This window comes from Paeniclostridium hominis (assembly GCF_014306135.1).
Lineage (GTDB): Bacteria > Bacillota > Clostridia > Peptostreptococcales > Peptostreptococcaceae > Paraclostridium > Paraclostridium hominis.
Map to the genome: position 1 here is coordinate 1,086,234 of NZ_JACRWD010000001.1, position 22,977 is coordinate 1,109,210.

General features: G+C 24.5%; 22 protein-coding genes. 5 read left to right on the plus strand and 17 right to left on the minus strand.

Annotated features, from left to right (window positions below; all coding sequences use genetic code 11):
• Positions 1–106 precede the first annotated feature (106 nt).
• Positions 107–1,984 (minus strand): FUSC family protein, encoded by a 1,878-nt coding sequence (locus H8891_RS05125; protein WP_187005474.1) that lies wholly within the window; start codon positions 1,982–1,984, stop codon positions 107–109.
• 249 nt (positions 1,985–2,233) lie between these two features.
• The gene (locus H8891_RS05130; protein ID WP_187005475.1) at positions 2,234–3,403 is read right to left on the minus strand and encodes an AI-2E family transporter; all 1,170 of its coding nucleotides are present in this window, start codon (positions 3,401–3,403) and stop codon (positions 2,234–2,236) included.
• A gap of 187 nt (positions 3,404–3,590) precedes the next feature.
• Between H8891_RS05130 and H8891_RS05135 the strand changes: the two genes are divergently transcribed.
• On the plus strand, positions 3,591–3,767 hold the full coding sequence (locus H8891_RS05135; RefSeq protein WP_187005476.1) for a hypothetical protein: 177 nt from the start codon (positions 3,591–3,593) through the stop codon (positions 3,765–3,767).
• A 293-nt stretch (positions 3,768–4,060) separates the two neighbouring features.
• A complete protein-coding gene (locus H8891_RS05140) occupies positions 4,061–4,561 on the plus strand; it encodes an HdeD family acid-resistance protein (protein ID WP_147544256.1) in 501 nt (166 codons plus the stop codon).
• A 41-nt stretch (positions 4,562–4,602) separates the two neighbouring features.
• On the opposite strand, the gene H8891_RS05145 is transcribed toward H8891_RS05140, so the two are convergent.
• From H8891_RS05145 to H8891_RS05175, 7 genes are all read right to left on the minus strand, one after another.
• Positions 4,603–5,163, minus strand: a complete 561-nt coding sequence (locus H8891_RS05145) for a hypothetical protein (RefSeq protein ID WP_147544254.1) — start codon at positions 5,161–5,163, stop codon at positions 4,603–4,605.
• A gap of 152 nt (positions 5,164–5,315) precedes the next feature.
• Positions 5,316–5,729 carry a large-conductance mechanosensitive channel protein MscL gene (gene mscL / locus H8891_RS05150; protein WP_187005477.1) on the minus strand — a complete coding sequence of 138 codons (414 nt, stop codon included), beginning with the start codon at positions 5,727–5,729 and terminating at the stop codon, positions 5,316–5,318.
• A 94-nt stretch (positions 5,730–5,823) separates the two neighbouring features.
• Positions 5,824–7,050, minus strand: coding sequence for an aminopeptidase P family protein (locus H8891_RS05155; RefSeq protein WP_187005478.1), 1,227 nt, complete (start codon positions 7,048–7,050; stop codon positions 5,824–5,826).
• Between the two features lie 113 nt (positions 7,051–7,163).
• Positions 7,164–9,041: an ABC transporter permease gene (locus H8891_RS05160; RefSeq protein WP_330606161.1), complete on the minus strand. Its 1,878-nt coding sequence runs from the start codon at positions 9,039–9,041 to the stop codon at positions 7,164–7,166.
• 123 nt (positions 9,042–9,164) lie between these two features.
• Positions 9,165–9,929, minus strand: coding sequence for an ABC transporter ATP-binding protein (locus H8891_RS05165; RefSeq protein ID WP_147544245.1), 765 nt, complete (start codon positions 9,927–9,929; stop codon positions 9,165–9,167).
• 159 nt (positions 9,930–10,088) lie between these two features.
• Positions 10,089–11,324 (minus strand): sensor histidine kinase, encoded by a 1,236-nt coding sequence (locus H8891_RS05170; RefSeq protein ID WP_187005479.1) that lies wholly within the window; start codon positions 11,322–11,324, stop codon positions 10,089–10,091.
• Positions 11,317–11,994, minus strand: a complete 678-nt coding sequence (locus tag H8891_RS05175; protein ID WP_187005480.1) for a response regulator transcription factor — start codon at positions 11,992–11,994, stop codon at positions 11,317–11,319. The genes H8891_RS05170 and H8891_RS05175 overlap by 8 nt, the downstream gene beginning before the upstream one ends.
• Positions 11,995–12,143: 149 nt before the next feature.
• Here H8891_RS05175 and H8891_RS05180 point away from each other — a divergent pair, with 149 nt between their 5' ends.
• Positions 12,144–13,613: an ABC transporter permease gene (locus H8891_RS05180; RefSeq protein WP_187005481.1), complete on the plus strand. Its 1,470-nt coding sequence runs from the start codon at positions 12,144–12,146 to the stop codon at positions 13,611–13,613.
• 9 nt (positions 13,614–13,622) lie between these two features.
• Positions 13,623–14,309 carry an ABC transporter ATP-binding protein gene (locus H8891_RS05185; RefSeq protein ID WP_187005482.1) on the plus strand — a complete coding sequence of 229 codons (687 nt, stop codon included), beginning with the start codon at positions 13,623–13,625 and terminating at the stop codon, positions 14,307–14,309.
• Between the two features lie 73 nt (positions 14,310–14,382).
• Here H8891_RS05185 and H8891_RS05190 read toward each other — a convergent pair whose 3' ends face one another.
• The 6 genes from H8891_RS05190 to H8891_RS05215 form a co-directional block, all read right to left on the minus strand.
• Positions 14,383–15,492: a DUF1648 domain-containing protein gene (locus tag H8891_RS05190; RefSeq protein WP_187005483.1), complete on the minus strand. Its 1,110-nt coding sequence runs from the start codon at positions 15,490–15,492 to the stop codon at positions 14,383–14,385.
• On the minus strand, positions 15,492–15,875 hold the full coding sequence (locus H8891_RS05195) for a GntR family transcriptional regulator (protein ID WP_187005484.1): 384 nt from the start codon (positions 15,873–15,875) through the stop codon (positions 15,492–15,494). Before H8891_RS05195 ends, H8891_RS05190 begins: the two co-directional genes overlap by 1 nt.
• A gap of 153 nt (positions 15,876–16,028) precedes the next feature.
• Positions 16,029–17,039, minus strand: a complete 1,011-nt coding sequence (locus tag H8891_RS05200) for a sensor histidine kinase (RefSeq protein ID WP_187005485.1) — start codon at positions 17,037–17,039, stop codon at positions 16,029–16,031.
• Positions 17,036–17,707, minus strand: a complete 672-nt coding sequence (locus H8891_RS05205) for a response regulator transcription factor (RefSeq protein WP_187005486.1) — start codon at positions 17,705–17,707, stop codon at positions 17,036–17,038. Before H8891_RS05205 ends, H8891_RS05200 begins: the two co-directional genes overlap by 4 nt.
• Positions 17,708–17,875: 168 nt before the next feature.
• Positions 17,876–18,892 carry a tetratricopeptide repeat-containing glycosyltransferase family 2 protein gene (locus H8891_RS05210; RefSeq protein ID WP_187005487.1) on the minus strand — a complete coding sequence of 339 codons (1,017 nt, stop codon included), beginning with the start codon at positions 18,890–18,892 and terminating at the stop codon, positions 17,876–17,878.
• Between the two features lie 72 nt (positions 18,893–18,964).
• A complete protein-coding gene (locus H8891_RS05215; protein ID WP_187005488.1) occupies positions 18,965–19,375 on the minus strand; it encodes a hypothetical protein in 411 nt (136 codons plus the stop codon).
• Positions 19,376–19,548: 173 nt separating this feature from the next.
• Between H8891_RS05215 and glsA the strand changes: the two genes are divergently transcribed.
• On the plus strand, positions 19,549–20,478 hold the full coding sequence (gene glsA / locus H8891_RS05220; protein WP_187005489.1) for a glutaminase A: 930 nt from the start codon (positions 19,549–19,551) through the stop codon (positions 20,476–20,478).
• A 68-nt stretch (positions 20,479–20,546) separates the two neighbouring features.
• On the opposite strand, the gene H8891_RS05225 is transcribed toward glsA, so the two are convergent.
• The gene (locus tag H8891_RS05225; protein ID WP_187005490.1) at positions 20,547–21,218 is read right to left on the minus strand and encodes a hypothetical protein; all 672 of its coding nucleotides are present in this window, start codon (positions 21,216–21,218) and stop codon (positions 20,547–20,549) included.
• A gap of 198 nt (positions 21,219–21,416) precedes the next feature.
• The gene (locus tag H8891_RS05230; protein ID WP_187005491.1) at positions 21,417–22,940 is read right to left on the minus strand and encodes a YfcC family protein; all 1,524 of its coding nucleotides are present in this window, start codon (positions 22,938–22,940) and stop codon (positions 21,417–21,419) included.
• Positions 22,941–22,977: the final 37 nt, after the last annotated feature.

The following is a 22,977-nucleotide window of genomic DNA, read 5'->3' on the forward strand; positions in this document are numbered from 1 at the left end:
AAAAAGGAATAAATCATATGATTTACTCCTTTTTCTTTATCAAATTTAAACTAAACTACATATTATCATTATTAAATACCCTACTCTTATATACTTAAACACATTTTTAAGCATAAGAATTTGTTTCTTCTGAAGATGAAGTTTCTAGTATGTGCAATAAGTTTTTATATATTATTTTATTGTTTTTATCATCTGTATTGTTTATACCTTCTAATATTAAATCCTTAGCTTCTTCTAATTCATCTAAATTATAAGTCAATATATAATTATTATTTACAAATATAGATTCTATTTCTTTATTTTTGCTACTATTTAATTTTAAATATAAACTATACATATTATTCATAAGCATTCTTTTTTTAGATAGTATTTTGTCTTGATTATCATCTTTAACTAAGCTATTCATAGATAATATTTTATCTTCTATTAATGTAGATATTAATAAAAGATTTTTTACCTTATGTAAATCACTTTTTTTCTTTATACATAAGGTAATTTCTTTATACATTTCTGCTATAACATTTTTATACATAGTTATTAAATATTTATATGCATTTTGTGCATTATATGGAAGCAGTATTTTGTTTATTAATAAAGCTATTACTGTACCTAATATTACAAAAGCAATTCTATTTAAAACAAATACCCCTGGAGAAGTAATAAGACATGCAGCTCCTATTGCAGATATAGTATTACATATCATTAAATCTCTATAATCTTTAGTATAAGTACTTATATATCCTGCTAAAAGTATAATCATACCTCTTGAACTTTGATCTTTAAATATCGAAAACAATATAAAAACTATCATACCTCCAATAATTGTCGATACTATTCTTTTCTTAGATTTGGTTATACAATTTTCATAATATGGTTGTATAAGCGAAAATACAGTAAACATTATCCATCTACCCTCGCTTAATTTAAAATAGTCCATTATAAAACTTGCAATAGATACCCCGACAGCTACTTTTATAGCATATGAAAATTTTATAGAGTTTGTATTAAGATTTTTTTTATAGACATATGACATTTTAAATTCATGAGGCACATCTAATTTATTTTCTATATCTTTTTCTACTTCATTTTTTTTATATTCATCAAACTGATAATATATATCCTCTAGTGAATCATAAAATTCATATAAATCTATACAATTTGTTTCTTTATCGATGAACTTTATTTCATTAACATTTTCACTTATATACTCTTTTAAATTGTTTAACTCTTTTTTTATAATAGAGAGAGATTTTTCTCTATCCATAACTTCATTACCATCTTCACACTTATACTTATCTAATAATATAGATATTCTTTCAAAGTTAAATAAAATATTTAAAAGGCTTACTCCTTTGTGAGTCATAAAGAAATTTTCTTTTCTGTTATCATAAAGAAGCTTTTTTAAAGTTTTTAAAGATGAATTTATTTTAAAATCTAAATCTTTAGTGTCATATTTATAATTTTGTAATAAATTGATTTTTTGTAATATATCATTACAAATATTAACAAGTAGTTTATTACTAGTTTTAACTAGTTTATTTTTATTAACGATCAATTGAGATACCATAATTATTAATGCTCCACTTATTAAAGCTAAAAGTCGTATTGGTAACTGTTCTATACTTATAGGAGTGGCTACAGTAAATAAATATTGTAACCCAAATGCTATATATAAAGGACTTCTAAGATCATAGCTAAATATATAACCAATTATAAATAAAGCTACAAAATTACATACAACTCCTAAAAATATATTTTGTATAGCTATAAAAGACAATACCCCTAAGAATACATTAATACTTATAAGTTTTAACGTATTTTTAATAGGTGATATAGTTAAATCTCTTTCAAGTAACATTAACATTGCAGTTATTACTGTTACACCTATTAAAGTATTTTCTGATCCAAATCCAGCTATAAATAAATTTATAAATGCTAAAATGAATATAAACATTATAGTTTTTGATAAAATTAATTTTCTCATAATTTTCTCCTTTTACGAATGATTGATTAATATTTGATGTTAATATTATAATTTTATCAGATTTATTATATTATTCAAATTCAATAAAATTCGGTACCACACATACTTTTAAAAACAAAATATAGGGTTAAGTAGTATGATTACATATTTTAGAAAAAATATTTTATATAAAATACATATGAATCCAAACTTTTTTATTTAAATAAAAAAATATCTATCTAAAATTAAATTTAGATAGATATTTTAAAATTATTTATTCATATAATCCTTAGTATCTATAGGAAGCCCCTTTTTATCTAGCTTTTCTTCTACTACTTCTTTTATAATAGAATATACTATAGCAAATAAAGGGACACCTATAATCATTCCGACTAAACCTAAAACCTTACCTGCCACTAATAATGAAAATAATATCCAAAATGCAGATATACCTATAGAATCACCTAATATTTTAGGTCCTATAATATTTCCATCTATTTGTTGAATAATAATTATTATAAGTATAAACCATAAGGCTTTTATAGGAGATACAAACAATATTATTATTGTTGCAGGAATAGCTCCAAAGAATGGACCAAAAAATGGTATTATATTAGTTATACCTATTATAACTGATATTAATAATACATATGGCATTTTAAATATTGTAAGAACTATAAATGTTAAAACACCAATTATAGCAGAATCTATTATTTTACCACTTAAGAATCTACCGAAAGTATCATTACTTCTATCAATTAATTCTAGTGTTCTTTTTGCATGCTTTTCACTAAATACAGCAAATATAACTTTTCTGCCTAATCCAAAAAACTTTTCTTTATCAATAAGTAAGTAAATTGAAACTATAAACCCAAGTATTATATTCCAAACACTAGAGGCTACTATTCTTAAGGCTTCACCTAATACAGGAATCAAACCAGCTGCAACTGATATAAAATAATTAATAAGGTCCGTAAGTTTGTCAACGGCTAAGTTTAGTTGTTCCTTATTAACATTTAAATCATGTGTATAACTAGTTATAAGATCTGATAAATTAGCTATATACATTGGTATGTCATTAACTAATCCCATTATACTTGATACCAATTGAGGTAATACAAATTGTACAAATAAGTAAATTAATATAAAAGCTACTATATAAGTAACTAAAAGACCTAGGGCTCTTTTACTTTTAGGTTTGAGATTGTTAAATTTTTCTTTACTTAGTAGTTTATCTTCAACAAACACTAATATAAAGTTTAATAAATAAGCTATAACTCCGCCTATTATAAACGGTTGCAAAGTTGATATAATCTCACTTACTTTACCGGCGAACATACTTGTATCCCAAACTATGCGATAAAAAATAATACTACAGCAAACAACTATAAATGAGTATATAGATATTGTTGTGTATTTACTGTTCCAATCTATTTTCATCTTAGCCTCCTATTTAATTGTAAATTCATATCGTTTTATTATAAACATTAAATCATAGTAAGTGTCAATAGCTTTGAGAATAAATTTACATTAAGTTTTATTATAATATTAAATATAAATACTAGTAAGTATATAATCATAACTACATGTTCAAAATAATTAAAACACCTATAAAGGAGATTTTAAAATGAATAAAAGATCTAAAACAGAAACTAACAACCAATGGGCTAGTGGAATTAACTCGTTAACAAGCAAAACAGGAGTAAAACAAAAGGATGAAAACGACAACCAATGGACATCTACTTTAAAAAAATCACCTGAGATATATTCTAAAAATTGTCATCCCGAAAAACATAATAAATAATTAAAAATGACTATTTCAAAATAAACTTTTCATTTATTTATTTATTTGAAATAGTCATTTTTATAAATAAAGTGTTAAAATTTAATTTTTTTGATTATTAAACTTTAACACTTGAATCATTCATAAATCAAAAAATTTATAAGTTACTGTTAAATATCTATAATATAAAATCAATAATTTTTTATAAATTCTATAAGCAATTTTTTTAACTTTTAGAATATTAAAACTTAAGACTAATATGTTTATTAATATATAACTAGTGGGTATATTCATTTGCGAGGAGATGAAATACTATGAAAAAAGATTCAAAATTAGAAGCAACATTAATATTAGAAGGAATTCTATTTGGAATAATAGGTATATTATTTTTTATAAATCCAATAGAATCTTACTTTAGTTTTACAACAGTAGCCGGTATAATGCTAATTATAATAGGTATATTTACAATAATAAGAGCATTTAAAACTACTGAAAAAGCATATTACATATTTAGTGGTATTATAAACATACTATTTGGTATTATAGTTTGGTTTACACCTATATCAACTACAGAAACATTAATATTATTCTATGGTGTATGGGCATTAATAAGAGGTATATACTTATTAATAATGTCAATTAAGAGAAAAAATATAGGCTTTAATACTAATACTTTATATAATGTAGTACTTATAATACTTGGTTTATTAATATTATCAAATCCAATAGTAACTCTATTAGCAACTCCATATATAATAGGTATATATTTTATAATATCTTGTATATTTGAGTTATACTTAGGATTTCAAGTTTAATAAATAAACTATAAAAGGTGAACTCATATGAGTTCACCTTTTTATTTACTATTTTTATCAGAATTTATTATAGATTCTATCATAGCAAGTTGTTTTTTTGATGTATTAATTTTTACATTTAGCTTATCTAATTTAGATTTCATTGACATCTTAACTTTTTCATCCTCTGTATTTTCTAGTTCTTCCAAACCTTTATTGTATACACTTTCTAAAGTATCTATTTTTAGCTTCATTTTTTCGTATACAGCTTGAGGATTATTTTTTAGTGTCAAAACCTTTTTCTCATTAAATGACAACATCTTAAAATAAAGTAAATAAATTAGCATCATTACACTTATATTAAATGTTTCATAGTTTCCATTTTGAGTTACTAAACTTACTAATTCAATACAAATAAAATTAAATAATAATAACCTAGTTAAAGTTTTTTGATTATCAAAAAAATCTTTATCTGTATTTTCTTTATTTTTCATAAATCTAAATGGTATTAATACCGTTAATATTGGAGTTAAAAATAACAAATTCCCCTCAAAAACTGTATATACAATGCTGAATATAAGCATAAAGGACATTGTTCTTTTGATTGAATTACTTTTCTTCATGTTATGGCACCCCTTTAATATTTTAAAATGTTTCATATTAAAATAGTATTTATATCATACCATATATTATGCAAAAAATAAATTTAAATTTATAAATACTTATAAATAAAAATAAGAGTGTATAGCTAAACTATATACCCTTATTTTATAAATTACTTTTTCTTTAATAGTTCTTTTATATCTCTAAGCAATAAAACTTCTTCTGATGCCTCTTTTTCCTTAGTTACAGAAGCTTCTACTTTATTATTAGAAAGCTTCATATTATTTATAGCTTTTATAAATAAGAAAATACAAAATGCAATTATAAAGAAATTAACTGTTGTTTGTATAAAATTACCTAGATTTAAGGTAACGGCAGGTAGGTTTCCAATAGCTTCTTTTAAAGTTATTTTATATTCTGAAAAATTTATACCTCCAGTTAATATTCCAACTACAGGCATTATAATATCATTAACTAAAGAAGTAACTATCTTAGAAAATGCACCTCCTATAACAACCCCTACTGCAAGGTCTATTATATTTCCTTTAACAGCAAATTCTTTAAATTCTTTTATAAATTTTTTCATAAGTATATCTCCTTCCTTTCATAAACTTATAGTTTCAAAAAAAGGAATTTCTATAACATTATTAAAAAAAATTTATTTAAAGTAATTATATATTTTATTTCATTAAATTTTCTATATCTTCTATTTCAACAGGTATATCTTTAGATAAATTTACACAACCCTCTTTCACTATTAATAAATCATTTTCAAGGCGTATACCTATACCTTCTTCTTCGATATAAAGCCCAGGCTCATTAGTTATAACTGCTCCACATTCTAATTTGCTATCAAAATTCCATACATCATGAGTATCAAGTCCTAGTGAATGACTCACTGAATGGAAATAGTATTTAGATATTTCTTCTTCTTTTTCAATAAGTCCTATATCTATACATCCCTTAGCTAATACTTTTTTAGCTATATCATTTAAATCTTTTAATTTTAAACCAGGTTTAGCTTCTTTTTCTACTTCCTTCATAGCTGATAATACTATTGAATATATTTGTTTTTGTCTTTTTGTAAATTTTCCATTAACAGGAATAGTTCTTGATATATCGGAACAATAGTACTCAAACTCTGCTCCTAAATCAAACAATATTAAATCTCCATCTTTTGCAACTTGATTATTATCTTCATAATGAAGTACTGTAGCATTTTTACCTGAAGCACAAATTGTATTAAATGCATGACTAGATGCACCTAACCTTTTTATTTCAAAGTCAAAGTATGCTTCAACTTCGTACTCTTTCATATTAGGCTTAATATTTTTAGCCATAGATATTATTCCTTCTTTAGTTATATTTATAGCTTTTTTAATTATTTCTACTTCCTTATCACACTTAACCATTCTAAGTTTAACTATTTTAGGATATATATTTTTAATTTTTAAATACGGATACTTAATTCTTAATTTATTTGCCATGTCTTGAGATTGTGTTGATTGTATATCTATAGACTGTCTTTCAAGATCAAGATATATTTTATCTATACCTAATCTATTTATATAAGATGAAATCACATCTTCAAATTCATCTAAATATTTAATAGTTTTTACTTTACTTACTTCACTTGCTTCTTTTTTACTTATAGATCTTCCTATCCATTTTGCCATAAGTTCGTCTTCTCTTTGAACAAAAACTGTTTCAATTACTTCATTTTCAGTTTTTAATATAGTTAATATGACTTTAGTATCATCTATACCTGTTAAATAATAAAAGTTTCTATTTGGCGTAAATTTATATTGTTGATCAGCACTTCTATATGGAGCATCCCCTGCAAACATTATAAGAAGTGAGTTTTCTTTCATATTTTTTACTAAATTTTTACGATTTGATTCAAACATATTATTACCCCCTTATTAATTTATCTATTATATAATTATATCACTTTTACTGATGAAAATTTATAATAAAAAGGCACTTTAAAATAATTTAAAGTGCTTTTACATAATGCTTATTATGAATTTTTAACTATATTTTTGTATCCTGTATATGTTGCATAGAAGTACCCAGCATATATTACTATAAATACTATAGCTGTAAATAATGAAGAACCTCCTATATCTGGTTTATCATATAAAGCTATAAATTCATTAACTACTTTTATACCTACAATTGAATGGATGAAAGCCAGAGATACTGGCAAACTAAAGTATATTAACGTTTGAGCAAATATACTTTTATTTATCATCTTATCATTTGCACCTAACTTTTTAAGAGCTTTATATCTGTTTATACTATCACTAGCTTCTGATAATTGTTGAAGAGCTAAAACTGCCATACTAGATATTAAAAATACTATACCTAGGTATATTCCTGTAAATAGTACTACAGTAACTGATCCTTTATTATTTTCATATATAGTTTTTTTAGTATAACCATGAACAAAACCGAACTTATCATAATTTATCTTTCCATCCATAAAGTCTTTAAATAACTTTGAGAACTTTTCTTCTGACTTATTATAATTTTCTTTGAAATTGACATCTAAATTAGATGTTTGAATTGGTAAATTATTAGTCAAATTATCATTAACTACCAAAGTTAATAAATTGTCTGTAAAACCTGTAGAGCGAAGAGCATCTTTTATTGGTTCTTTATTTTGTATAATATAATCTTTTCCGTCTATTTTTACAGTACTATTTTTTTCTGATGAATTATTAATCATATTTAGTATTGTATTATTATTCGACATTAATAAAACTTGATTACTTCCTAAGTTAACGGCTTTTTTACCAGTTAAATTTCTTATATCATTGTAATCTGAAATCTTTATAAACTCTACATACTGACCATCCAATTGGCCTAACATCTTATCTCCTGACTTAATTGCATTTTTTCCTAAAACATCAGCAATTGTAACTTTTGAAGTGTAAGTATTAAAATATACATGAGGTTCAGAACTATCAAATTTAAAATCAAGAGCATCTAAAGATTCTTTTACACTTTTTATTTTATCATTTTTATCTACATACATATAAGCACTTGCGTCAAAAGGTGTAGTATTTTTCAAGCTACTTTCTAAAGCATTTTTTAAACTCATCCCAGTTGATAATATACCTATAGTTAAAAATAACATTAAGCATATTACTGATATTGATAAAAAGTTTGTATTAATTTTACTGTTTAATTGTTTAACTATAAATATATTTAAATTTTTAAAGTATATTTTTTTATTCTTTTTAACTATAAAAAGTAGTGCTCCCGCTAAACTATAGAAAAACAATAATGTACCTAAAACTCCAAAAACTATTGATATCATAAATTTAGGATTTTTAACATCTAAGCCTACATCAATAATAAATTTATAAGCAAATCCTAAAAATAAAATACATAATATAAAAGTTATTAAATACATTAGTGGATTTTTAAACTTTATATTTTCATTTTTTCTACCAGCTGTTAATAAATCTATTATTTTATATTTAGATATTACTATACTATTAAATATCATTACTAATAAAAACATTATACCAAAGTAAATAATAGTTTTTATAATTGCACTTTGCGAAATTATAAATTTATATTCACTCATATTAGCTTCAAATAATTTAGATGTTAAAACTGATAATCCTTGACTAAAGACAAATCCAATTAATAAACCACTAATTAATGATGCTATACCTACTATAATTGTTTCAAATACTAATATCTTAGATATTTTAAATTTTCCCATACCTAATGTCATATATATTCCTAATTCTTTTTTACGCTTTTTTATTAAAAAGTTATTAGCATATAATATTAAACCTCCTAAAATAATAGAAACAAATACTGATAAACCTCCTATTAAATCGGATAGTATGTCTATAGTATTAGACGTAGATTGATTCATTTCAAGTATAGCTTTTTGAGATTCTATAGAGTTAAAACTATAAAATATACTAACTGCAAGTGTTAAAGTTAGAAAGTATATACTATAATCTTTAAAACTTTTTTTACATTACCAAAGGCAATTTTAGAATACATTCTCATCACCTCCAAGTAAGGTTATTACATCCATTATTCTATTGAAAAATTCTTTTCTACTATCATTTCCTCTAACTAATTCATTAAATATCTTACCATCTTTTATAAAGAGTATTCTGTGAGCATAACTTGCAGTGAAAGAATCATGTGTCACCATAAGTATAGTTGTCTTTAAATCTTTATTTAAACTTTCAAACCTTTCAAGTAATAATCTTGCAGATTTGGAGTCAAGTGCTCCTGTCGGTTCATCTGCCAATACTAAAGATGGGTTAGTAACTATAGCTCTAGCTGAAGCTACTCTTTGTTTTTGTCCTCCAGACATTTGATACGGATACTTATTAAGTACTTTTTCTATTTCAAGATACTTTGCTACTTCTTTTATTTTTGAATCTATTAAAGAACTTTTTTCTCCTTTAATAGTAAGTGCTAATGCTATATTTTCATATGCAGTTAATGTATCTAACAAATTAAAGTCTTGAAATATAAATCCTAATTCATTTTGTCTAAACTTATCTAATTTCTTTGATTTAAGTTTTGTTATATCTTGGTCATTTATTATTATCTTTCCACTAGAAACATTATCTATTGTTGATATACAATTAAGTAAAGTAGTTTTACCACTACCACTAGGTCCCATTATTCCAACAAATTCTCCTTCAAGTACATTAAAGCTTATATTATCTATTGCTTTACTTATATTATCTTTATTTCCGTAGTATTTTTCTATATTTTCTACTTTTAATATATTTTTCATTTTTTTCCTCCTGGCTTATTATTATAAATTAATTTTACACCTTTTTTAGAAAAAAAGCCTTACATAAAAGTTTAACTAATCTTACAATTTAGTAAGTATAATAAAATAAATAAAGAACTTAGAATTTGCATTTAAAATGGTTAAACTTAAATTATAAAATTATTTTTTAGGAATATATATACTAAAAGTACTCCCTTTTTTATATTTAGAATTTACACATATTTCTCCTTTTAAATTACTTACTAATAACTTAGCTATAGATAAACCTATACCTGAACCTTCTTTATTTGTTTCTCTATGAGAACTTGCCCTATAAAATCTATTAAATATTAAAGAAATCTCTTCTTCCTTTATACCTATCCCACTATCTTTTACTTCTATTTTCACATTTGAACCTTCTTCAGATAAGCATACCTGTATATAATCTTTTTCCTTCGTATATTTCATAGCATTATCTATAATAATTATAAATATTTGCTTTAGTTTTTCCTTGTCTGAGTAAATATTATTATCTTTTAAAGTATAATTAACTTTTAACTTTTTATTTTGTAATTCAAATATATCTTCATATTGCTTTAATATATCATTTATCATTTCTACAATATCAAACTTAGATTTGTTTATAGTTATTATTGCATCTTCCTTAGTTAACTTTAATAAATCAGATACTAACTTACTAAGTCTTCTTACTTCTTTCATGACTATCACTAAATTATTCATTTCATCTTCTACTTTATTTTTAGGCCTTTTTATAATACTTTCTACCTTAGAAAATATTATAGTAAGTGGTGTTCTAAGTTCATGAGATGCATCTTGTACAAATAGTTCTTGATTCTTCCAAGACTCTTCTATAGGTTCCAATGATTTATTTGTTAAAAAACCACTTATAAAATAAACAGCTATTAATGCGAGCATTATTGATGTAATAAGTACAAATTTAAGTTGACTTAAAAGCATCTCCTCAGTATCTACTATTTTTATTACTTCTATGGTATATGAATTGTAGTCTATTTTAACTTGTCTAAAACTGTGTTCATCATATTTATAATTAGTTATTCCTTCTTTTAAATTTTTACTCAAATTAAAGGGCCTTATATAATTTTGTATATTTTCAGGATAAGCTTTTAAAAGCTTATTATCTTTTGATATATAAACCATAGTTCCTCTTAACATAATATCTGGAGGAATATTCCTTTTAAATTCTAGGTTCCCTTTATTTATATTATGTACAGTTTTTTCATACTGCATATATAGTTCTTTATCTACACCTTTATAAGTTAAATTATAAAAATAGCTATATATAAATAAAGTAAATACTATAAATATAACTCCAACAACTAGTGTATTTAGTGTTATTAGTTTTTTTCTTGTTTTCTTTAATATATTTTTATTCATCATCAAATATATACCCTATCCCTCTTTTAGTTTTTATATATTTATTGTATCCACTAGCTAATAAATTTTTTCTAAGACCGCTAATATGTACTTCAACTATTTCAAGTGGAATATCACTATCTATGCCCCAGATCCTATCATATATTTGTTCTTTTAATAGAACTTGTCCCTTATTCATTAAAAAAAATTCAAGTATATCAAACTGTTTTTTATATAACTCTACCTCAGTGTCATTTATATAAACCTTTCTAGCCTCTAGATTAATTTTTAAGTCTTTAAACTCCAACATATTTTCATTAGATATATATCCTGTAGTTCTAAGAACTGCATAAACTCTAGCAATTAACTCTTCCATATAAAAAGGCTTAGTAATATAATCATTAGCTCCAATTGAAAAAGCACCAACTTTATCATCTAATGCTTCTTTGGCAGTAAGCATTAAAACAGGTGTTTTTATACCTTTATTTCTTATATCTTTTAATATATCTATTCCACTTAACTCAGGTAACATTATATCTAGTATTATAATGTCGTATATACTCCTTTCTATATCATAAAGAGCATCCTCTCCATTATTTAAAATAGAAACGTCTAAATTACTGTTACTACATAACTCTTCTTTTATAGTTTCTGCTAAAACGATATTATCCTCAACCACTAAAATTCTCATAAATTTTCCTCCTGAAACTGTTAACTTAATAATCTAAGTATAAACATCATACCTTTAGCTAAACTTAAATTTTCACATTTTTAATTTCCTTATTTAAGATTTTTTTAAGGTAAGGAATATAAATTATTTATCAAACAGGAGAAGAAAGGATGAAATGTATGAATTTTGTATTTAGATCAATTAAATCTTTAAAAGAAAGGAAAGGAAAAACATTAATAATTTTAGCTATAATGCTAACCGTATGCTTAGTAATACTAACAAGCTTTAGTATCCAATCAGCTACAGAATTAGCTTCTGTAATGGCTAGACAAAAACTTGGTTCTGAAGTTACTTTATCTTTAGATATAGATAAGTTAATGAAAAAAAATCAAGAAGATGCTAAAGACATTAATAATGGCGAAAAGCCTAAGTTTGAACCAATAAAAGTACCAATACCCCTTGAATATTTAAATGAATTAAAAAATTCAAAATATGTAACTGAATATTCTTTAAAAAGTAACACATCTGCCAACTTAGATAATTTGACAGCAGTTGGAGCTGATGAAGAATCTGAACAAGAGTCGGGACCTATGCCTCCTATGGATATGAAAAATAATGGTGATGTTACTATATGTGGATTAAATGATTTTAATATGGAAGAAAAAGTAAACTCTCAAACTATAACTCTAAAAGAAGGTAGAGCTTTTACTGAAAATGATTTAGATAAAAATGTAGTATTAGTTGAAGAAACTTTTGCAGATGAGAATGAACTAAAGGTAGGAGATAAAATAAAATTAGCTTCCACTGAAGATGAAAATACTTCTATAGAGTCTGAAATAATAGGGATTTTTAAAGATGATAGTGAAATAGATGATCATGCTTATAGATTTATATCTATGCTACCATATAATACTATGTATGTACCTTATACATTAGCTAATAAATTAAAAGGTTCTGATTATGAAAATTCAGTAGATTCTATGACATTTTCATTAAATGACCCTGTAAATGTAGATAAGTTCATAGCTGAAGCTAAAAAAACTAATATAGATTTTGAGCAATTCAAACTAGATGCAGGAGATAGAGCTTATGAAGCTATGATGGGTCCAATAGATAACGTAGCGTCATTTTCTAAAACTGCTTTAGTTGTGATTGCTATATTTGGAGGTATTATATTATCACTTATTATAATGTTATCTATGAAAGATAGAATCCATGAAATTGGTATATTGATGGCTCTAGGTGAAAAAAAGATTAAGATTATAGGTCAGTTATTAACCGAAGTAGTACTAGTTTTAGCACTTGCTATAGGAATATCTACTCTATGTGGAAAATCTATAAGCAATATAGTTGGAGATAAACTTATACAAAATGAAATATCTATTCAATCACAAGAATCATCATCAAAACACCTTGGATTTGATAGAGGAAATATGGGTGGTGGAAAAGGTAATTTTATGAATACTAACAAACCATTAGAAGACGTTGATCCTATAAATGACTTAGATATAAAAGCAAATGGTAAAGACATTTTAAAAATGTCTTTATGTTCACTAGTTATATCTGTAGTGGCAACCATTATACCAGCAGCATTTATAATGAGGTTAAACCCTAAAAATATATTAAGTAAACATAGCTAGGAGGTTATCATGGAAAATATATTAAGTTTTGAAAATGTATCTTATTCGTATAATTCAAATATGAAAGTTTTAAAAGATGTTGATATAGAGTTTGAAGCTGGAAAGTTTTATACAATTATAGGACAATCTGGCTCTGGTAAGACTACACTTATATCTCTTGCTTGTGGACTAGATTCTCCATCTAGTGGAAATATTAGCTATAAAGGAAGGAGTTTGAAAAGCATTTCCCTTGAAAAATACAGAAATAAATATGTTTCAATAATATTTCAAGGTTATAATCTTCTTAACTACATGAATGTAATAGAAAATATAACATCTGCTATGAGCATAAAAGGCATAAAAACAAAAGATAATAAACAAGCTGCTATAGATATGCTAAAAAGAGTTGGTATAAGTGAAACTCAAGGTATGCAAAAGACTTTAACCTTAAGTGGTGGTCAACAACAAAGAGTTGCTATAGCTAGAGCACTTTGTTGTCAGTGTGAGTTAATAATTGCAGACGAGCCTACTGGTAACTTAGATGAAAATACTTCTAAAGAGATTATCGATTTGTTTAAAGATATTGTTAAAAATGAAAATAAGACTGTTATTATGGTTACTCATAATAAGGATATTGCAGCTGAGTCTGATGAGACTTATTTAGTTAAAGATAAGGAACTTGTTAAAGTTCATTTGCCTAAGGATTTTAATAATTAAATTTATAATATATAAAAAGAGCTATATCTAAATATAAGTTAAATAATTAAGCTTATATTGATATAGCTCTTTTTTAAAACGCTGTTAAACTAAATATAGTTATTAAAATTAAAAATATAGTTATGATTTTAGCTGATTTATGAGCCATATTAAATGTCCATCCAGCCCCTAATCTTCTTTCTACTATAAGTGATGGGTCTTCTTTGTTGTAATATATAAATCCATATATCCATTTTTCATCATCACTTTCTATCATATAAGTATTCTTATTTTTTGATTTTAATGTTGATAACATTATAAAACTATAAATTAAAAATATACTTACTATTATCGGTATAAATATAGTTATAAGAACTAATGGCATTGGTATATTCATATTATTAACCGTGAGTATAGGGTTTATAGAAGTTGCCAATTGCATACTTATAGTTAAAGTAAATAATGAGTATCCTATATTATTTAAATATTTTAAAGCTTTCTTTCTATTTTCTTCTTTATTTTGAGTATCTATATAACTTCTATATCCTATCGTTCCTACTCCCATATAACTAAGCATTAACACCATACCTATATCTAATATATTTATGAAGAATACATTTTTAAGATTTTTTGGTGCATAAGCATCTGCTTTACCATCTATTTCCCAGTGTATTGGTATTGTTTGTGGCAAATTATTGTAGTTTATAGCTACATATAAAAATGACATTATAGATATAGATATACATATACCAAATAATATTTTAAACTTTTTTTTAAGCTTTTCTTTTTCGTTTATAAATTTAGTATCTATAGTAACACTTTGCTTACCTTGATTTTTAATAGATTCCCCGTTAGAATAAGATATTAATTGACTCTTTATATGCTTTACCTCTATATAACTATCTCTTAAATACCAATAACTAAGTCCTACATAAATAGTTAATGCTATTGGAATTACAATAGTTTCACTTCCAAAGGTTTTAATTAGTAAAATACTTAAAATTATTGTAAGTATTAATGTATAATTCATTCTTCTTTTATAACTTTTATCTATACGCTTTTTGTCATCCTCATTTAAATCTACATTTTTAACGTATACTCCATAAAAATAGTTTTTACCACTTATCATCTGTATATATACCATAAGTAAGTGTGTAAATATTAATATTGGAGCTAATATGATAAGACCTACCATATTTTTCATTATTTTTTCACCCCATACATTTTAAAATAATTTTCACATAAATCAATAAATTCATCTTTCTCTATCCCTTTTAAATAGCTTTCTGCTACTAGAAGCTCTATTTGTTCTTTAATATTATTAAAGTTGGATTCTTCTTTTTTTATAGGTAGATTATTTACTATGGCTCCTTTTCTTCTATCTATATTTATATACCCTTCATCTTTGAGTAAATTGTATGCTTTACTTACTGTATGTAAGTTGATACCTATTTCATCTGCTAATGCTCTAACTGATGGTAGTGATTCATTTACCTCTAAATCACCTTTAGCTATTGATTTTATTATTTCTTCTCTTATTTGTATATATATAGGCTTATCACTATTAAAGTCTAAGTTTAATATCAAATTTATCACCTCTCTTATTATCTAAAATATTTATTTACTTTGTTATATATATTGTATAACACATATTACCTCACTATCAATAATAATATTAACTTAATAAAAAATAGGTATGTATTTTTATACATACCTATTTTTAAAAATATTTTATAATTTTTATTTAAATACTTCATTATTTACTGGAAATACTATACTTACACTAGTTCCTTCATCTTTTTTCGAAGTTAGATTTATATTAAGACCTAATTTATCACATAGTTTTTTACATAAGTATAAACCTATACCTGTTGACTTTGAATATTTTCTTCCATTTTCTCCTGTAAATCCTTTTTCAAAAACTCTAAATACATCTTTCTCGTCTATACCTACTCCATTATCAGTTATGGTCAATACTATATTATTTTTATTTACAATAGAATTTATATCTATTACAGCATTTTTACTTTTAGAATATTTTATAGAATTTATTATTATCTGATTTATTATAAATTCAACCCACTTAGGATCACTATATATTATATTGTTAATATTTCCAATGTTTATAGCAATTTTTTTACTTATACAATCTCTAGCATTTTTTCTTATAACTTTTCTTACTATATTTTCTAAATTGAAGTTTTTAATTATATAATCTTTATTAACATCATTACTTCTTGAATAATACAATACTTGTTCTACATAGTCTTCTATTTTTTGAATTTCTGATTTTATGTGAAATGGTATTGTATCAGAGTTATTTTCTATAAATAACATAGTAGAAGCTATAGGTGTTTTTATTTCATGTACCCAGGTTTCTATATATTCTTTATAGTCATTTTGCATATTTTTATAATAATTTATATTATCTCTCATTGAACGATTGGTTTCTTTTAATAGATCATAAACTATTTTTTCATGTAAATGTTTCGGTTTGTCTATAACTTCTGATAACAAATACTTTTTATCTAAATTTTCACATATTCCAATAATGTTATCATAATATTTCTTTTGATTTATAAAATCCAAAATCATATAAGTTGTAAATGGACCAAACCATATTACAAAAACTAAAAATATAATTTGAATACTAGTTTTAGCTGCTAAAAGAGCTATAGACACTATAAAAAATAATAATGTATTAATAATTAAAAATACCAATCTATCTTTTAAATATTCACTTAGCTTCATTTCATTATATACCCTAATCCTCTTCTAGTTTCTATATAATCCTTTAAATTTAATTCTTCTAATTTCTTTCTTATCCTAGTCATATTTACAGATAAAGTGTTATCATCTATATATACATCTGAATTCCACATATAATTCATCAATTCATCTCTAGATACTATTGTTTCTTTATTTTTCATAAGATATGCTAGTATCTTCATTTCATTTTTACTTAATTCTACACTTTTGTCAAAAGCAGTTATTATGCCTTTAGATAAATCAAGATTTAAATCTTTATATGTTAATATATCAGTATTTGAGCTATCATTATATGTTCTTTTGATTACTGCACTTATACGAGCAAGCAATATTTGTGTATTATAAGGTTTGGTTACAAAATCATCTGCTCCTAAATTCATACTCATAAGTTCATCTATTTCACTATCTCTACTTGTTACTATTATTATAGGTATATTTAAGTTTTTTCTTACTTCTCTACATATATAAAATCCATCATATACTGGTAAGTTTATATCTAATAGTATAAGATCTGGATTTTCGCTTTTTATATCTTCTATTATATTTTCAAAGTTTTCAGAAGTAATAACTTCATATCCATATCTTGTAAGTAGTGATTTTAGTTCTTCTCTTATAATTTGAGAATCTTCTATTATCATTAGTTTCTTCATATTATTTCTCCTTTAGGTAATTCTTGTATATTAGTTTATCATTTTTATAATTATTATTAAAGCGTTATGTTTTTATTATGTATCATAGTAAATATATAAATTTTGGAATTCTATAATTATTACTTTGTCATATTAGATTATACGTTTAATATTTTAAAAATTGTAGCCTCATTCGTAGTAATTTAATATATTCACACGTATAAGCCTTTCTTTCAGTTCATTTATATCATAAATATTATCAAAATTATTATTTGGATATTTATAAATTTTTTCTGGCGGGCAATTTATATAATTATTAATAGACTCTAAAGCTTTGCTTACTTTACCACACTCGATATAAGCTAAACATTCCATAAAGTATAAATCTTTAAAATTCGGTGTTGTAGATTTTATACTTTCTATAAATCTTAATGATTTATAGAACTGTCTAGTATTTGAATAAGCTTTGACCGTATTTAATATTAAGCATGGATAAAATAGATAATTATATTTCATATCAAGTACCTTAATAGCTTTTTCATAGGAAGCTATTGCATTTTCAAAATCTTTCATTCTTGAATACTCATTACCTAAAACATAGTAATAATAAGCATCTTTTTCTTCTTCTTCATAGTTTTTTAATATGCTTATATTTCTTTTATATTTACTTTGTATATCAGTTGTATTTGGATCATACCCATAATGAAATATACGTACATCTAATATCTTAATACAATTACATTTATTGTATTCTTGTATCGAGTTTGCTACTTGTTCATGTACTTTTCCTTTAAATATGTAATTTTTATTATTTTTAAATAACCTAAAAACTACATAATCTCCAACATTAGTTTCTTTTATAATATTTACAAGTCTTAAAAAGTAACCTTCAGATAAATTATTACTACTTAATAAATTTTTTATTTTAATTAAGTCTTCTTTAGGTATTTCTTCATCTGCATCTAAAAATAATATATAGTCTTTAGTTGCATAATCTATGGATATATTTCTAGCTTCACTAAAGTCATTGTTCCATTTGTATTGTATTATTTTAGCACAATAACTTTTGCATATTTCAATAGTTCTATCAGTAGAACCAGTATCTACAATTATAATTTCATCTGATATTTCTTTTATACTATCCAAACATCGCCCTATATTTTTTTCTTCATTTTTAACTATCATACAAATACTTAAAGTTTTCAATTAATCTCCCCCAAAATATGAATTTAAAACCAAAAGAGGTCTACCATAATTAATATGATAGACCATAATTTTTTAGTTATCTTTCTTAAAAAAATCATTACTCGCACTTGTTAAAAAACCTATAGATGAAAATAATAAATTTTTAATAAGCAAAAGAGATTGATTATCTACACTCACATCTACTATACATGCAAAGATAATAACAATTGTAGATATTACAGAAAAACTTCCAACTAATAAAATTTTATTTTTTAATAATTTAGGATTTGAAGTACAAGTTTTAGTTGATTTTTCTAATATATATCCTGATATTGAAGAAAAAATTGATCTTATAGTAATCAAATGTTCTTTTTCATCTAATTCCGGATTAAATACTGATATGCAAACAACAAAGAAGTATAATATACCTAAAGGAATTAGATATTTACAAACTATGCCTAATTCATTATAAAAATCTTTGAATTCATCATAGATTCTTTTCACAAATTTTTGTATCACAATAACCACCACTGTAACTTTTTTAAAAGAGTTACAATTTATAATATGAAAAATATCAAATTCTGTTACATTTAAGTATTTTAATAGAAAAGTTTTGCTAAATAATTTTAGGGTAATTAAATACTAGGTTTAAATTTTATAAAAAGGAAGCGATTTTAATGTTTGATTTACTTAAAAACCTAGTTAAAGAAAATAAAAAATATATAAAAGATGGTCACGTTGCCACTTATATACCTGCTCTAGCTCAGGTTGATGAAAATCAATTAGGTGTAGCTATTGTTGATTTAAGAAATAATAACTATAAAGAATATTTTGCTGGAGATTATAACAAAGTCTTCGCAATAGAAAGTACTTCCAAAGTTATAACTTTAATAATGGCTATGATGGATAACAACCCTGAATATGTATTTAAAAAAATAGGCATGGAACCAAGTGGATTTGCTTTTAATTCTATCCTTAATATGGAAATAAACAATAAACCTGTTCCTTCTAATCCTTTTATAAATGCCGGAGCTATAGTTGTCAACTCATTAGTAAAAGGTAAAGATAGTGATGAGAGAACTAAAAGAATTTTAGAATTTACAAAAAAATTAACTAATAACCCTGATATCAAAGTAATTGAAGATATATATTTATCTGAAAAAAGAACTGGAGATATAAATAGGTCTTTAGCTTATCATATGAAAGGATGTAACATTATTGATGGTGATGTAGAAGATATTCTTGACTCTTATTTTAGACAATGCTCTATATCTGTTACTGCTATAGATTTGGCTAGAATAGGTTCAGTACTAGCAAATAAAGGAATTTGTCCTTGGAGTAATGAAAGGTTAATACCTATGGATATTTGTACTATTGTTAAATCTATAATGGTTACTTGCGGATTATATGATGAATCTGGAGATTTTGCTGTTCATATAGGTATACCAGCTAAATCTGGTGTTGGTGGAGGAATTTTAGGTGCTGTACCTAATAAAATGGGCATTGGTATATTTGGACCTGCACTTGACTCTATGGGAAATAGCATAGCTGGAGTTAAAATACTACAACAATTATCTAAAGATCTGGATTTAGATATATTTGAATAGATTATTTTAAGGAGATATCTTTATATAAAGATATCTCCTTTTTTGGAATAAGGATTTATATATTAATTTTAAACAAAAATATTAACACTAACACCAATATTTAAATCATCATCAATAAAAATAAAATCTAGAGGATTTATTAATACCTTTTCATTTATATATTCTTCTGATTCTATGTGTTTTTTTATAATTTTTTCCTTTGATTCAAATTCTTTTTTAGTTCTATTTACATATTTTTCTATATCAAGTAGTTTAGACTTATAATCAGATAGCTTCTTTTTTATATGATTTATATTTTCTAAAGCTTCATTTAAACTTGCTATCATATTTTTATCATCATTTAAAAAATTTCTCACTACGTTATACTCATGCCCTAAATCATTTGTTTCTTTTTTTATTTTCTTTATTTTTATTTTATTTTTTATTTGCTTTTGTTTATCATCTTTTTTATCTTTTTGACAATGTGATTTTATTTCTTTTAAAGTATTTTCCATTTTACGCAATTTATTTTCATGAAATTTTGCTAACTCTAACTTTTCTTTTATAGTTTTTTGACTTCTATTTGCTATATCGATTCTTCTTTTTAAATCTTTACAAATATTATTATCTGGATTTTTACCTTTTTTACGCTTTATCTTTTTGTTAATTTTATTTTGTTTCTCTGTCCTTATTCTTTTGTTTAAATCATTTTGTATATTTATTTCATAATGTCTAAGATAAGTCTTGTCTCCTATAATCATAAATACACCTCCCTTCTATAAAAACTTTTGACTCAAATTTTGAGCCTATTACCATATATCGGTACTTTTTACTTAAACGTAAGTATTATAATGCAATTAATTAAATAAAAAGCAATTTTTATTGCTAAATTTTAAAATTTCATAATTTTGTTACTATATATTAAAAAGGTGCTAATTTAAACTAGCACCTTTTTAGTCTTATATCAATGAACCTATACAAAGCATTGCTACAGATAATGCCATGATTATTCCTACAAGTGGTAAAACAAATTTTAACCACTTATCATAAGTTACATCTACCATAGCAAGAGATGCTAGTATTAATCCTGTTGGAGTTATTATACTGATTAATCCCTGTCCAAACATATATGCAGTTATTATTATATCTCTGTTAACTCCTACAACATCTGCAAGAGGCGCCATTATTGGCATAGATAAAACCGCAAGTCCTGAAGAAGAGTTTATAAAGAACCCTAAAACTATATACACAAAATACATTACTACAGAGAATATTACTCCACTCATGTTAGATACTACTCCACTTAGTGAATGTAATAAAGTATCACTTATTAATCCTCCATCCATTATTATAGTAACACCTCTAGCTAATGCTATAATAAGAGCTACTCCTAATAAATCAGCTGCACCTTGTACAAAATTAGATACAAATTCACTTTCTTTTTGCTTAGTTAGTGGAAACATTACAAATGTTACACCAAAGAATAAAGATGTCATTTCAATGAATCCCCAACCTAATTCTTTAACTCCATAAATCATTACTACAAAAGATAAACCAAAAATTAATAACATTAATTTCTTTGTGAAAGTAAATTTAACTAATTCTTCATCATTTTCTTCTGATAAAAATTTATTCTCTATTTCTTCTTTTTGAAAGTATATTAAAGACTTGGTTGGATCTTTTTTTACTTTCTCACCATATCTTATTATGTAAATTAATGTTACTACCATTCCTAAAACTAACGCTAATATTCTAAGAGGCAGTCCATCTGCTATAGTTACACCTGCTATATTCGAAGCTATTACAGTAGAAAATGGATTTATAGTAGATACCATTGTACCTATACATGAACCTAAGAATATAGTAGCGATTGCAACTATTGCATCATACCCTGCTGCTATAAATATTGGTACAACTATTGGATAAAAGGCTATAGTTTCCTCTGCTAAACCAAAAGTAGTTCCACCAAGTGCTACTAATGAAGCTATTATGACTATCATCCATTTTTCTTTTCCTTTTAAAGCTTTAGACAATGCATTTATCCCTGCTGTAAAAGCTCCTGTACTATTGATAATACCTACTAAACCTCCAATTACTAAAACAAAGGCTATTATATCTATAGAATCATATAACCCCTGTATCGGAGCTTTTAAAAATGTTGTTATTGCTCCAAATATTGTTGTATTTTCTTTTTTTAATTGCTCATATGTATTTGGAATAGCAACTGGTTTTGATATTGAACCACTTGTAAATTGTTTTAAGTCTACATTTACACCTAACTTGTCTAATGTTTGCTGAGTTGCTTGATATTCCTTCGTTCCTCCATTAGGTAAATCTACTATAAATTTTGAACTATTAGTATCATAGCTAAGTTTAGAATATTTACCTGAAGGAATAATGTAAGTTAACCCCATTACTATTAGCATTACTATTAGAATTACAGTATATGCTGTAGGAAAGGAAAACTTTTTCTTATTTTTCATAACTATACCTCCTTTTTTATTGTTAATATGATGATAT

What these genes read in the sequence shown, in the direction of transcription:
- H8891_RS05125 (WP_187005474.1), bottom strand. Translation starts at nt 1,984, where the DNA reads ATGAGAAAATTAATTTTATCAAAAACTATAATGTTTATATTCATTTTA.
- H8891_RS05130 (WP_187005475.1), bottom strand. Translation starts at nt 3,403, where the DNA reads ATGAAAATAGATTGGAACAGTAAATACACAACAATATCTATATACTCA.
- H8891_RS05135 (WP_187005476.1), top strand. Translation starts at nt 3,591, where the DNA reads ATGAATAAAAGATCTAAAACAGAAACTAACAACCAATGGGCTAGTGGA.
- H8891_RS05140 (WP_147544256.1), top strand. Translation starts at nt 4,061, where the DNA reads ATGAAAAAAGATTCAAAATTAGAAGCAACATTAATATTAGAAGGAATT.
- H8891_RS05145 (WP_147544254.1), bottom strand. Translation starts at nt 5,163, where the DNA reads ATGAAGAAAAGTAATTCAATCAAAAGAACAATGTCCTTTATGCTTATA.
- mscL (WP_187005477.1), bottom strand. Translation starts at nt 5,729, where the DNA reads ATGAAAAAATTTATAAAAGAATTTAAAGAATTTGCTGTTAAAGGAAAT.
- H8891_RS05155 (WP_187005478.1), bottom strand. Translation starts at nt 7,050, where the DNA reads ATGTTTGAATCAAATCGTAAAAATTTAGTAAAAAATATGAAAGAAAAC.
- H8891_RS05160 (WP_330606161.1), bottom strand. Translation starts at nt 9,041, where the DNA reads ATGAATCAATCTACGTCTAATACTATAGACATACTATCCGATTTAATA.
- H8891_RS05165 (WP_147544245.1), bottom strand. Translation starts at nt 9,929, where the DNA reads ATGAAAAATATATTAAAAGTAGAAAATATAGAAAAATACTACGGAAAT.
- H8891_RS05170 (WP_187005479.1), bottom strand. Translation starts at nt 11,324, where the DNA reads ATGAATAAAAATATATTAAAGAAAACAAGAAAAAAACTAATAACACTA.
- H8891_RS05175 (WP_187005480.1), bottom strand. Translation starts at nt 11,994, where the DNA reads ATGAGAATTTTAGTGGTTGAGGATAATATCGTTTTAGCAGAAACTATA.
- H8891_RS05180 (WP_187005481.1), top strand. Translation starts at nt 12,144, where the DNA reads ATGAAATGTATGAATTTTGTATTTAGATCAATTAAATCTTTAAAAGAA.
- H8891_RS05185 (WP_187005482.1), top strand. Translation starts at nt 13,623, where the DNA reads ATGGAAAATATATTAAGTTTTGAAAATGTATCTTATTCGTATAATTCA.
- H8891_RS05190 (WP_187005483.1), bottom strand. Translation starts at nt 15,492, where the DNA reads ATGAAAAATATGGTAGGTCTTATCATATTAGCTCCAATATTAATATTT.
- H8891_RS05200 (WP_187005485.1), bottom strand. Translation starts at nt 17,039, where the DNA reads ATGAAGCTAAGTGAATATTTAAAAGATAGATTGGTATTTTTAATTATT.
- H8891_RS05205 (WP_187005486.1), bottom strand. Translation starts at nt 17,707, where the DNA reads ATGAAGAAACTAATGATAATAGAAGATTCTCAAATTATAAGAGAAGAA.
- glsA (WP_187005489.1), top strand. Translation starts at nt 19,549, where the DNA reads ATGTTTGATTTACTTAAAAACCTAGTTAAAGAAAATAAAAAATATATA.
- H8891_RS05225 (WP_187005490.1), bottom strand. Translation starts at nt 21,218, where the DNA reads ATGATTATAGGAGACAAGACTTATCTTAGACATTATGAAATAAATATA.
- H8891_RS05230 (WP_187005491.1), bottom strand. Translation starts at nt 22,940, where the DNA reads ATGAAAAATAAGAAAAAGTTTTCCTTTCCTACAGCATATACTGTAATT.